12 protein-coding genes are annotated in these 12,796 nt (G+C 39.8%); 3 read left to right on the forward strand and 9 right to left on the reverse strand.

The window, feature by feature from the left end; all coding sequences use genetic code 11:
- Positions 1–7 precede the first annotated feature (7 nt).
- The 7 genes from mraY to mraZ are packed head-to-tail and all read right to left on the reverse strand — an operon-like array spanning position 8 to position 7,572.
- Complete coding sequence (mraY, locus tag GQR87_RS17945) at positions 8–1,090, reverse strand: phospho-N-acetylmuramoyl-pentapeptide-transferase (protein WP_158971729.1); 1,083 nt, start codon at positions 1,088–1,090, stop codon at positions 8–10.
- Positions 1,084–2,490, reverse strand: coding sequence for a UDP-N-acetylmuramoyl-tripeptide--D-alanyl-D-alanine ligase (gene murF, locus GQR87_RS17950; RefSeq protein WP_158971731.1), 1,407 nt, complete (start codon positions 2,488–2,490; stop codon positions 1,084–1,086). The genes mraY and murF overlap by 7 nt, the downstream gene beginning before the upstream one ends.
- A complete protein-coding gene (murE, locus tag GQR87_RS17955; protein ID WP_158971733.1) occupies positions 2,487–4,043 on the reverse strand; it encodes a UDP-N-acetylmuramoyl-L-alanyl-D-glutamate--2,6-diaminopimelate ligase in 1,557 nt (518 codons plus the stop codon). The genes murF and murE overlap by 4 nt, the downstream gene beginning before the upstream one ends.
- Positions 4,033–5,865, reverse strand: a complete 1,833-nt coding sequence (locus GQR87_RS17960; RefSeq protein ID WP_158971735.1) for a penicillin-binding protein 2 — start codon at positions 5,863–5,865, stop codon at positions 4,033–4,035. Before GQR87_RS17960 ends, murE begins: the two co-directional genes overlap by 11 nt.
- Positions 5,862–6,182 (reverse strand): cell division protein FtsL, encoded by a 321-nt coding sequence (ftsL, locus tag GQR87_RS17965; protein ID WP_158971737.1) that lies wholly within the window; start codon positions 6,180–6,182, stop codon positions 5,862–5,864. The genes GQR87_RS17960 and ftsL overlap by 4 nt, the downstream gene beginning before the upstream one ends.
- A complete protein-coding gene (rsmH, locus tag GQR87_RS17970; RefSeq protein WP_158971739.1) occupies positions 6,179–7,114 on the reverse strand; it encodes a 16S rRNA (cytosine(1402)-N(4))-methyltransferase RsmH in 936 nt (311 codons plus the stop codon). Before rsmH ends, ftsL begins: the two co-directional genes overlap by 4 nt.
- Complete coding sequence (gene mraZ / locus GQR87_RS17975; RefSeq protein ID WP_158971742.1) at positions 7,114–7,572, reverse strand: division/cell wall cluster transcriptional repressor MraZ; 459 nt, start codon at positions 7,570–7,572, stop codon at positions 7,114–7,116. Before mraZ ends, rsmH begins: the two co-directional genes overlap by 1 nt.
- Before the next feature lie 355 nt (positions 7,573–7,927).
- Between mraZ and GQR87_RS17980 the strand changes: the two genes are divergently transcribed.
- Together GQR87_RS17980 and GQR87_RS17985 are read left to right on the forward strand one after the other, a co-directional pair.
- Positions 7,928–8,833 (forward strand): SMP-30/gluconolactonase/LRE family protein, encoded by a 906-nt coding sequence (locus GQR87_RS17980; protein WP_158971744.1) that lies wholly within the window; start codon positions 7,928–7,930, stop codon positions 8,831–8,833.
- Positions 8,834–9,199: 366 nt separating this feature from the next.
- The gene (locus GQR87_RS17985; protein ID WP_158971746.1) at positions 9,200–10,255 is read left to right on the forward strand and encodes an aldose epimerase family protein; all 1,056 of its coding nucleotides are present in this window, start codon (positions 9,200–9,202) and stop codon (positions 10,253–10,255) included.
- Between the two features lie 87 nt (positions 10,256–10,342).
- On the opposite strand, the gene GQR87_RS17990 is transcribed toward GQR87_RS17985, so the two are convergent.
- Together GQR87_RS17990 and GQR87_RS17995 are read right to left on the reverse strand one after the other, a co-directional pair.
- A complete protein-coding gene (locus tag GQR87_RS17990; RefSeq protein ID WP_158971748.1) occupies positions 10,343–11,551 on the reverse strand; it encodes an ammonium transporter in 1,209 nt (402 codons plus the stop codon).
- A gap of 60 nt (positions 11,552–11,611) precedes the next feature.
- The gene (locus GQR87_RS17995; RefSeq protein ID WP_158971750.1) at positions 11,612–11,950 is read right to left on the reverse strand and encodes a P-II family nitrogen regulator; all 339 of its coding nucleotides are present in this window, start codon (positions 11,948–11,950) and stop codon (positions 11,612–11,614) included.
- 216 nt (positions 11,951–12,166) lie between these two features.
- Here GQR87_RS17995 and lspA point away from each other — a divergent pair, with 216 nt between their 5' ends.
- Complete coding sequence (gene lspA / locus GQR87_RS18000; RefSeq protein ID WP_158971752.1) at positions 12,167–12,667, forward strand: signal peptidase II; 501 nt, start codon at positions 12,167–12,169, stop codon at positions 12,665–12,667.
- The last annotated feature ends 129 nt before the right edge of the window (positions 12,668–12,796 follow it).

The following is a 12,796-nucleotide window of genomic DNA, read 5'->3' on the forward strand; positions in this document are numbered from 1 at the left end:
TCTATCCCTAACGTAACTTCAAAGTAGCTAAACCAATAAGCACTAAAATCAAAGAAATGATCCAAAATCTAACGATCACTCTCGGTTCTGGCCAACCTTTTAATTCATAATGATGATGAATCGGTGCCATTCTAAATATCCGTTTACCACGCAATTTAAATGATCCAACCTGCAAAATAACTGACAAGGTTTCAGCAACAAATAAGCCGCCCATAATGAATAAGACAATTTCTTGTCTAATCAATACAGCCAAAATACCTAATGTTCCGCCTAAAGCTAATGACCCAACATCCCCCATAAAGACTTGTGCTGGATAAGTGTTAAACCATAAAAATCCTAAACCGGCTCCTACCATGGCTGTGCAAACTATGACTAACTCACTGGTTAACGAAATATACGGAATATTCAGGTATGCGGAAAAATTAACATTACCAGTAGCGTAAGCAAAAATAGCGAAAGCCCCAGCAACTAATACGGTGGGTACTATGGCTAAGCCATCTAAACCGTCAGTTAAATTAACCGCATTGCTGGTTCCCACAATTACAAAATAAGTACTAACCAAGAAAAAGATTCCAAGCTGTGGCATCACGTCTTTGAAAAATGGGATCAGAAGTGCGGTTTCTGCAGGCCCTTGTTGCGCAGAATATAAATATACTGCAACGGCTATAGCAATAATCGACTGCCAAAAATACTTCCAACGAGCGATTAAACCTCTGGAGTCTTTACGGATCACTTTTCTATAGTCGTCAATAAATCCGATAATGCCGTAACTGACCAGCACAAATAAGGTCACCCAAACATAACGGTTACTCAGATCAGCCCACAATAAAACACTCACCACTATGGCGGCTAGAATTAACAAACCGCCCATAGTAGGCGTACCAGATTTAGCTAAATGGGACTCAGGTCCATCATCTCTAATGGTTTGACCAATTTGAAATTTCTGCAGCCAACGGATCATTTTTGGACCAATAATCATCGCCATAGCCAAAGCAGTCAAAGTGCTTAATATGGCCCGTAAAGTTAAATACGAAAAGACCCGAAAACTGGTATCAAATTGTTGTAGCCAATCGGCTAACCAAATCAGCATGCGATACGCTCCCTATGCCTTTCAAGCTTTCCCAATGGGGATTCCTCCAAGGCTTTTACCACTAATTCCATACGTGCACTTCTCGACCCTTTAACTAAAATACTGATATCTCTTTGATCTAAAATAACGTGTTCATTGATAAATGAGACCATTTGATTCAAGTCGCTGAAATGTTTACCTTGTTCGCCATAGACTTCACTAGCACTCTGGCTTAACACACCTAAGCTATATAATTGATCGATGCCTTTTTGTTTGGCGTATAAACCAACTTGTTCATGATAAAAGCGGGCTTTGCCGCCCAATTCAGCCATATCACCTAACAATAAAATTTTACGGCCGGCAAAACTGGCTAATAAATCAATAGCCGCATTCACAGAGGCAACATTGGCGTTATAAGTGTCATCTATAATTTTCACTTGGTTAGTCAGTTGTTTCACATGCAAACGACCAGAAACATGGGGCATAAGACGTAAACCTTCGCGCACGTCGTCTAAATTAGCGCCCACTTCTATCGCTAAAGACGCAGCGACCAAAGCATTGCTCACATTATGGTTTCCTGGTAAGGACAAACTAATAGCAGCTCGTCCAATCGGAGTGATTAATTCAAATTGAGCACAACCATCTAAACCCAGAATAATATCTTCCGCGTAAACATCAGCCTGATTTTCAGCAGAAAAAGTCTGTACTTTGTTATATTTCAGTTTACCCAACCAAAACTCAGCAAACTGACTATCAGCATTCACTATGGCAAGTCCTGACTCACCCAAACCTTTAAAAATTTCACTTTTGGCTCTGGCTACACCTAATAAACTACCAAAACCTTCTAAGTGCGCAGCCGCAGCATTCACAATAGTCGCCACATCTGGCTTAACTAATTCGGTGGTATAAGCAATTTCACCTAAATGATTGGCTCCCATTTCAATCACCGCAAACTCATGCTGTTTTTCTAAACGTAATAAAGTCATGGGCACACCAAGATCATTATTAAAATTCCCCTTAGTGGCTAACACCTTACCTCTGCGAGATAAAATTGCGGCGACCATTTCTTTAACTGTGGTTTTACCGCTACTGCCAGTAATAGCAATGGTTTTAGGGGCGACTTCAGCTTTAACTGCCGCGCCTAATGCCCCAAGAGCTAACTTGGTATCATCAACTACAACAAATGGTAAATCTGTTTCAACAGGTCTAGCGACTATCAGAGCGATAGCACCTTTATCTTTTGCTTGTTGTACGAACTTGTGACCATCAAAATTAGGACCTTCAAGGGCAAGAAATACATCCCCATCTTGGATACTTCTGGTATCTGTACTGACACCTGTCACTAATTGACCTTGTTCAAGTTGACCAAATACCTGCCCTTGAACCTGCTCAGCAACCCAAGAAAGTGAAACTGGGATCATACTATTTTCCCCTTTTGAAAATTTGAAACATACTGGCGTTCATCATACGGCAGTGTTTGAGTTCCTATAATTTGATAACTTTCATGACCTTTCCCAGCGAGTAAAATTATGTCGCCCTTAGCAGTTAACTCTGCTGCAAGTTGGATGGCTTTTTTGCGGTCATGTTCAACTCGAATCTGTTCTGGATTTTTACAACCAGATAAAATGTCATGGATAATTTTTTGTGGGTCTTCGCTGCGAACATTATCATCGGTTAGAATGACATGATCAGCATATTGTTCAGCCAACTCACCCATTAACGAACGCTTACCTATATCTCTGTCCCCCCCACAACCAAAAATACAATACAACTTTCCCTGACAATGTTGTCTAGTGGCTTGTAAAGCTTTTTCTAAGGCGTCTGGAGTATGGGCATAATCGACTACTATGGTTGCAGCTTGGGCATGACTAAAGAGTTCCATACGACCTGCAACTGGACTTAGTTTTTGTGCCACATAGGCAATCTGTTTCAAGTTTTTGCCTAAACAAAGCTGTGCAGCAATAGCCGCCAGAATATTCTCTATATTAAAGTCACCCATAAGAGCAATACGTAATTCACAATCGCCCCAAGATGATTTCAACGAAAACCTCAACCCTGAACTGGTATATTGCACATTATTGCCAATACAGTATTGATAATCTTTGCTGATTGTTTTTGGATTAATATTTCGGCCAATTAATACCTTAACAACTGAATTAGGCGTTTCAGCAAGCCAATTTTTATACTCTTCATCATTTGCATTAATTAATGTATAAGCTAATTCTGGTTGAGATAAAATCAAACGTTTAGCTGCGGCGTATTCTGCCATAGAGCCATGATAATCAAGGTGATCACGAGACAAATTGGTAAATATTGCCACGTCTGTTTTCACGGCTTTAATTCGATTTTGTACCAAGGCATGAGACGATGCTTCTAACGCCACTTGATAAACACCCTCACCCACATATTCAGCCAAAAGTTTCTGCATGCTAATTGCATCAGGAGTCGTGTTGATTGTGCTAGCTAATATTTGCTTATTACCGCGATATACTCCTGAGCCTAAGGTACCAATAGACGCGGCTTGCTCACCTAACAAATAAGCAAGTTGTGTAGTCAACTGCACCACTGAGGTTTTACCGTTAGTACCCGTCACGGCTATCACAGACATAGAATTAGCGGGGAATTGGAAAAAATAACCGGCTAAAGCAGATATTTTTTCTGCTAGTTGGAAAAAACTAATAATAAGACTTTGTTCACGCATCTCGACAGCGCCATGATCTTGTTCTAGCTCACACTCAGCTAAAATGACTTTTGCTCCCAAGCTTATTGCTTGTGGGATAAAGTCTCGGCCATCACAGTTATGACCTTTTATTGCAATAAAGGCTTTATGAATAGCCACTTCACGGCTGTCTAACACCAAATCACTAATCATAATATCCGGGGCGTCAATAGCAAAATGAGCCAGCAAAGGTTTAATACTTTGATCAAACTCTTGAGGAAATTGGTTATTAATACTCACCATATCAGCCTGCATTATTTTCTCCTTTAATTTCACTTAAGGAGGAAGCCAAAGACGATACTGTTTTATCATCAGGTGGCACGTTTAATAACTGTAAACTGGCGGCCATGACTTCAGCAAACACAGGTGCTGCAGTATGCCCAGCATAATAATGTTCACCTTTAGGTTCATTAATCAAAATAACTACAGCAAGTTCTGGATTTGATACTGGCGCAACACCAGCAAAAATATTCACATACTCATCACCATAACCGCTAGCAGTCGCTTTACGGCTAGTACCGGTTTTACCCGCCACTCTGTATCCCGGAATATTTGCCTTTTCAGCAGAGCCACCTTTTTGCACAACCGTTTCCATCATTTTTAATATTTGCTGAGTGCTTTCTCTGCTGATTACTCTTTCACTTTCTACAGGAGTATTAGGTTTGATAATACTCAGTGGGCGCTTAATTCCACCATCGCCTAAAATACTGTACATACGCGCCAATTGCAGTGCCGTGACTGAAATACCATAACCAAAAGATAAGGTAGATAATTCAAAATCTGACCAACGATTACGCTCATTAAATATACCGCTAATTTCGCCCATTAGATTTGCCCCGCTATCGCTCATCAAACCTACGTTGTAATACATATCAATCAAAAACTCTTTAGGCACAGACAAGGCTAATTTTGAGGTGCCCATATTACTCGACTTACGAATAATTTCTGTCAGATCAATTTTTCCGTAATTGCGGGAATCTCGAACGATATTGCCGCCTAAATGCATCCAACCTGGCGAGGTATCAATAATAGTATCCACTTCAGCAGAACCAAATTCTAATGCACTTAATACCGCTAAAGGTTTGACTGAAGAACCAGGTTCATAAGCATCGGTTACCGCACGATTACGCACCCTATGTGGCAAGGCACTAGATAAATTATTCGGGTTAAATGAAGGACTGTTAACTAAAGCTAGGATTTCACCCGTTTTAACACTCACAACTACAGCCGAACCAGACGCCGCGCGATAATATTGAACCGCCTGCTTTAATTCTTTGTAGGCAATCGCTTGAATCCTTTGATCAATAGTTAATTGAATATCAGTAGGCTTTTCCCCTTCGTTATATTCAATTAACTCAACCATACGGTTTTTGCCATCTTTACGAATAACTCGAGAGCCACGTGCTCCTGTGAGCAACTTGTTATATAGCTTTTCAACCCCTTCAATGCCAATATCGTCAACATTGGTAAAACCTACAATATGGGCTGAAACCTCACCACTGGGGTAGTATCTTCTCGACTCATTGCGTAAATGTACGCCCGATAACTTAAGTTGTTGTACATATTTGGCCATAGCAGGTGAAACTTGACGCTGAATATAAACAAAAGTGTCTTCAGGATCGCTGACCATATCTTTTAAAGACTCAACATCTTTACCTAATATTTGCGCTAATGCAGTCCAACGTTTTTCATTCGCCGCCAGCTTTGCAGCTAAATTAAACTCGGGATCTTTTTCCGCTTTTTTTTGTAATTCTTGTAAGGCATCCGCTATCGTTTCGGGGTTCGCCCACACAGCCTGTACTGGGACACTAACTGCCAACTGTTTGCCATTTCTATCTGTGATCAACCCTCTGTGCAAAGGATTATCTCGCTCACGCAAAGTTCGGTTATCACCACGTTTTATCAATAGATCCGGAGCAATAATTTGAATATATACCGCTCTAGCACCAAGTCCGACAAAAACTAAGATGATTGCGCCAATTACCACTAAAAACCGCCAACGCAATAACTCAGGCACACTATTAGTTTTAGCGTGAGTAATTGTTTTATTGCTTTTACGGTTAGTGATTCGGCTCATTTCATCCTCACCACAATTTCTTCACTTGGTGAAGGTCGATGCATATCCAGCTGCTTTTTAACTAAGTTTTCAATCCGGTTATGTTCAGCTAAAGCACTTTGTTCTAAAACCAAATTACGCCACTCAACATCCAGCCGATCTTGCTCTTGCATTAAGCGTTCTATCGCCATCGACATTTGACGATTATGGTGGGCACTCAGAATAACTAGCGCAGCACTAACTAGTACCGCTAGAAACAACAAAACCCGCACTGGATGGCGGGCTAAATCAGCAAGTATAAAACTGAGTAGGTTGAAGTTTGAAGTGGCCGTTTTCATAACTTCTCTGCGACTCTGAGCACCGAACTTCTGGCCCGTATATTATGTTGTAATTCTAAGGCTGAGGGTTTAATTGCTTTACCAATCGCTTTCATTGCTTTTGCCGCGTCAATCTCAGCTTGCATAATAGGCATGCCTGCAGGCACATTTAACCCTCGGCTTTGTTCCCGTATAAAGCGCTTCACTAATCTATCTTCTAATGAATGAAAACTAATAACAGCCAACCTGCCACTAGGCGCCAATGTATTCAGTGCTGCCTTAAGCCCGGTCTTTATTTCATCCAGTTCACTGTTTATATAAATACGAATGGCTTGAAAACTACGGGTAGCTGGATGTTTGAATTTATCTTTCACCGGCACAGCTTGATCGATAATTTCAGCTAACTGTAAAGTGTCGATAATTGGCGCAACTTGCCTAGTATTAACGATTGCATGAGCAATACGTTTACCAAATTTTTCTTCTCCAAATTCTTTAATAACTTGGGTGATATCTTGCTCTTCAGCTGTGGCTAACCACTGTGCAGCACTCAATCCTTTGCTGGTGTCCATGCGCATATCAAGAGGCCCTTTACGCATAAAACTAAAGCCTCTTTCTGCATCATCTAACTGTGGAGATGACACACCTAAATCCATTAATATACCGTCAATCTTACCTACAAGCCCTAATTCCTCTGCCACTTTATCTAAATCAGAAAACGCACTATGATGAATAGAAAAACGTGGATCCCCCGCAAAGGCTTCGGCAGCTTTAATAGCAGTAGGATCACGATCAATAGCAATCAGACGGCCTTGAGCAGATAGTTGACTCAAAATATGTTTAGAATGACCGCCACGACCAAAAGTGGCATCCATGTAGATGCCATCAGGTTTAATAGCTAAACCGTCGATAGATTCCTGTAACAAGACAGATAAATGTGAAAAAGTTGCATCCATTAAAGTGAGAAATCCTGCAGTCGTTCGGTTAGTTCAAAATCAGCTTCTTGTTCAGTCGCTACGTCTAAATCAATTTGTTTTTGCCAAATATCCGCATCCCAAATTTCAAATTTGTTAAACTGACCGACTAACATTATTTGTTTATCAAGTTTGGCATGTTGTCGTAGTGGAGAGCCTAATAAAAAGCGCCCGTTTTTATCCATTTCTCCCTCTGACGCATAACCCAACAATAAACGCTGCATACGACGTTCGTGGGGATTCATACTTGACAGACGACTTAATTTTAGTTCGATTTCTTCCCATTCAGGCAATGGGTAAAGCAGCAAACAAGGCTGTTGGGTATCTATGGTACAAACTAGTTGCCCCTGACAATCGTCCAGCAGGGATTGCCTATACCTTGTAGGTATAGTAACTCGCCCTTTAATATCTAGACTGATTGCGTTAGCGCCCCGGAACATTCCCCTGCCTTTTATTTTTAAAAAGAAACTTAAGTAGTAACTGTGATGAACAAAATAACCTCTCGAAGAACACTTTGATCCACTTTATGCCACTTTTATCCACAAATGACAGTTTAGGTACCACTTGACTATCATGTCAAGGACTAAAATGGGTCACTTCTTTGGGTTATTCACGCAGTTTCTAAATAAGCGTTAGGAAGTCTATGAATTAGTTGGGAAAAGGCAGCTGTGACACTATTTGGCTACACCAGTAAATAATTTTGGCATTTAACAATTCTTCGCAAAAGAGATGATTTTTATTAACAGAAAAGAATATACTGATTCTGCTAACTAATTGAACTCTAAAGGCTTACGATTGACCACATCTATCACACTCATTCAAGAACTACCGGTAGCCAACACCCTAGGAGAAGGGGTAATTTGGCAGCAAGACACACAAACTGCTTTTTGGACCGATATTCAACAAAACAAAATGTATAGCTGGAAATTTGGCAGTATTGTCACCAATCAATATGAATGCCCAGAGCGCTTAGGTTGTTTCGGTTTCACCACTGAACAAGAGTGGTTTATTTGTGGTTTTGAATCTGGATTCGCATTTTTTCATCCTCTAAGTGGACAGATAGAATGGATTGCAAAGATTGAATCTGAATATGTACATACACGGCTAAATGATGGTCGAGTTGATCGCCAAGGACGATTTTGGGCCGGCACTATGATGGAAGACGAAGGCGTCGACGAAAATCGTGCTAAAGCAGCACTTTATCGCCTAGACAATAACAGGCAAGTTACTAAAGTGATTGAGCAAGTTAAAGTGGCTAATGGACTGTGCTGGGATCCCTCTGGTGATATTTTGTATTTTGCTGATTCTCCTACGCAAACCATCATCAAAGCAAATATGAATAAAAACACTGGAGAATTGCAGCCGGCTTCTCCCTTCATCAATACCGATAAGCATGCTTTTCCTGACGGTTCATGTATAGACAGTGAAGGATGCCTGTGGAACGCCCAATGGGGTAGCAGTACCATTAAACGTTATTCACCTACTGGTGAATTATTATTGGTTTTAGATACCCCTTGTGAACAACCTAGTTGTGTTGCATTTGGCGGGCCTGATTTACAACATCTGTTTGTCACCTCTGCTAGGCAGAATTTAAGCACAGATAAAATTGAGCAAGAACCTAGTAATGGCAACTTATTTGTTTACCAAACCCCCTACACGGGATTAGCAGAATCCGTTTGTACCTTACAACGGCAAAAATAAAGGAGTGCCCATGTTCTCAGATAATTATATTCTGTCGATAGAGCAAGGCACCATTTCAACCAGAGCCATTATATTTACCACCGACTCATCTGTTATTGCCGCTATTCAGCAGGAGTTTAAGCGCACTTAAATATTATGATGGCACTGCGGGGCAACTGATTATGTTAATTTTTAGCTAATATTTTAGATATTGGGGTTCACGGCATAAAATAATGGAAACTACCGCCTTAGGTGCGGCATACTTAGCGAGTATTACAATCGTCAATTTATTCAAGAAGCATTTACAGCAAATATAAAACCACAACTTCGCAGCAAACTTTTAAAAGGTTGGGCGAGTTCGATTCAAAGCACATTGGAACAAAAATCATGATCAAACATAGTCAGTTCGGAACCTTAGCAAACGGACAAATCGTCGATGAGTACACTCTCACTAACCAACAAGGTGTGGAAGTTGACATAATAAGCCTTGGAGCCATTTTGAAAAGCTGGAAACTGCCCACAAAAAATGGAGAAAAAGACATTGTTTTAGGTTTCGACACATTAGATGAGTACTTGGCTGATCAGAGTTATATTGGTGCCACAGTGGGTCGATATGCAAATCGTATTGCTCAAGGTCAGTTTTCTTTAAACGGCATTCAATACCAAGTTGATGTGAATCAAGCCGGTAATTGTTTACATGGCGGAAAACAAGGTTTTCATTCATATGTTTGGCAAGCAGAAGTAATATCTGAAGATAAAAACCCATCGGTAGCATTTACTATAACCAGTATTGACGGCGACCAAGGTTTCCCTGGCAAGATTCAAGTTAAAGTGATTTACACTCTGACAGAAGAAAATACATTACGATTAGAATATTTTGCCAAAAGTGATCAAGATACATTGTTTAATCCCACTAACCATAGCTACTTTAATTTAGCTGGTCACGATAGTGGCAGTGTTGCCGAGCATCAGGTGTTGTTAGCAGCAAGTCACTACACGCCTACTGATGACAACGGCATTCCTACTGGGGAGATTGCCCCAGTAAAAAACAGCCCATTTGATCTAAGCCAAATGACAGCATTCAAGGAGCCTTTATCTTCGGCTCATCCACAAATAAAAAATGCTAATGGCATAGATAAAAACTGGTGCTTAGACAACTTCAATCCGATACAAAAAGATGCAAATTATGCAGGAACAGCTGTTAGCTCTGCATCTGGTGTCGAAATGCAAATACACACCTCTATGCCAGGCATACAAATATATACAGCTAATCATTTTGCAGATATGAAAGGTAAAAATGGCGCGATTTATCAGGCTTACGAAAGTGTATGTTTTGAAAGTCAATTTTACGCAGACAGCCCAAACCAAGCTAATTTTCCTAGTACAACTTTAAAAGCAAATGATGATTTTTATTCAGTAACTGAATACAAGGTATCTTTTTAGAAGGGAGACAAAAAATAAAAAAGCTCTTTGCATAAGATCTTTGTATAAATCCTATATGCAAAGAGCTATAAGTTTGTTTACTAAAGATTAGTCGTGATTCACCGAACCAATATTATGAATACTCAAGTCTGCGCCATTAAACTCATCTTCTTGACTCAAACGTAAACCTGTCACTTTATTCAGTACTCCGTAGACAATAAAACCGCCCACAACTGCAACCACTACACCCGCTACAGTACCAATTAATTGAGCAACAAAAGATACACCACCTAAACCACCTAAGGCTTCTAGGCCAAAGATACCAGTGGCTAAACCACCCCACACACCACAAACACCGTGTAATGGCCACACACCCAACACATCATCAAACTTTTTAGTTTGTTGAATCTTAGTAAATAATGTCACAAAAATAACACCAGCAATCAGTCCTACAAAAAGGGAGCCAATTGGGTGCATCACATCTGAACCAGCACACACAGCAACTAAGCCAGCAAGTGGACCATTATGAATAAAACCTGGGTCATTTTTACCAACCCACAAAGCAGCAATGACACCACCTACCATAGCCATCATAGAATTCATTGCTACCAAGCCACTTATGCCATCCATGCTTTGTGCTGACATCACATTAAAACCAAACCAACCAATACATAGGATCCAAGTCCCTAGTGCCAAAAATGGAATGTTTGATGGAGCAAAAGCGACTAAACGATTGTCTTTAATTCGCCCCGCTCTTAATCCTAGAAAATAAACCGCAACTAACGCTAGCCAGCCGCCCAAACCATGCACAACAACAGAGCCGGCAAAATCATGAAAACTTGCACCTGTAGTTTGTTGTAGCCAATCTTGCAGGCCGTAATTACCGTTCCAAACTATGCCTTCGAAAAATGGATATACCACAGCAACAATAAATGCAGAGCCAATTAGAAAGGGATAAAATTTCGCTCGCTCGGCAATACCACCTGAAATAATAGCGGGGATGGCTGCAGCAAAAGTCATCAAAAAGAAGAATTTGACCAGGTCATAACCATTATTCGACGCTAATTCGCTAGCACTGCTAAAAAAAGTTGTATCGTAAGCGACCCAATAGCCAATAAAAAAATAGGCTATACAGGACACTGCAAAATCAGTAATGATTTTAACTAGAGCGTTTACTTGGTTTTTGTGGCGTACCGTCCCCACTTCTAAAAAAGCAAAACCAGCATGCATGGCAAACACCATGATAGCGCCAATCAGTAAAAAATAGGTGTTCGAGCTTTGCACTAAAGTTTCTACAGCGCTATTGATTTCTTGCATAATTATTCTCAATTCAAGGTTGTGTGTATTCTAATTATTTTTATTATATTTTAACCGTGCTTACACAGCTTCATCACCGACTTCTCCAGTACGGATACGGATGGCTTGTTCCACATTAAATACAAAAATTTTACCATCACCGATTTTACCTGTATTAGCTGTGCTGATGATAGTTTCAATACAGCGATCTAACTGATCATCGCTCAACACTATTTCAAGTTTAATTTTAGGTAAAAAGTCGACATTATATTCAGCACCTCTATAAGTTTCTGTGTGCCCCTTTTGTCTACCATAACCTTTCACTTCAGAAACAGTTAACCCAGTAATACCTTGCTCGGTTAAACCTTCTCTCACATCGTCTAATTTAAAAGGTTTAATTATGGCTTCAACTTTTTTCATAAATAGCTCCTATTTTCACTAAAAATTCAATGACTTGCCGTAAGAACATCAATCAGGTCAGGCAATCGCGACAAATTTAACATAAATATGACAATCCGGCATCGATAAATAATCAATAAAATTGTCTACACAAAATAGACGTTCATATAAAGAACATGGAATAATCGCCAAATAATTACCAAGCATTAAAACAATTCACTCAAAGGCAAATAGAAAATGACATTGATAAAAAGAACCGGGCTGTTTTCAATTATTACTCTCATTAGTGTAATGATTGATCAAGGTACAAAATGGTATGCAGCTGAATATTTGCCCAAATTTAAAATGACTAGCTATTTAGCTGACACATTAAGAATCGGTTACGTAGAAAATACCGGAGCTTTTTTAGGATTAGGCAGCGGCCTCAGCGATGCAGCAAAATTTTGGATTTTTGTTTGTGCGGTTGGACTCATTTTATTGGCTTTATTAGTTTATATATTTAGAACCAAAACCCAACCTCTAATGGGCATAGCCTCTTTATCGCTTATTTTTTCTGGTGGCATTAGCAATTTTTATGATAGAGCGGTAAATAATGGTGCGGTTATCGATTTTTTAAACTTAGGAATAGGCTCCCTAAGAACAGGTATTTTTAATGTGGCTGACATGGCTATCATGTTAGGCGTGTTCATCTTATTATTTGTCAAAAACGAGCCAGAACCTGCGGAAAGAGAAAAATAAACAGCTCAAATAAAGCCACACAACAAGGTTTGCATTTGAATAATGAAATTTAAATGCAAACAACTAGTCATATTAGTGACACTTTTCATCACCCCAGTGATATTTAACTTTTCTCATCTGCTTAGAATA

The organism is Paraglaciecola sp. L3A3, assembly GCF_009796765.1.
Lineage (GTDB): Bacteria > Pseudomonadota > Gammaproteobacteria > Enterobacterales > Alteromonadaceae > Paraglaciecola.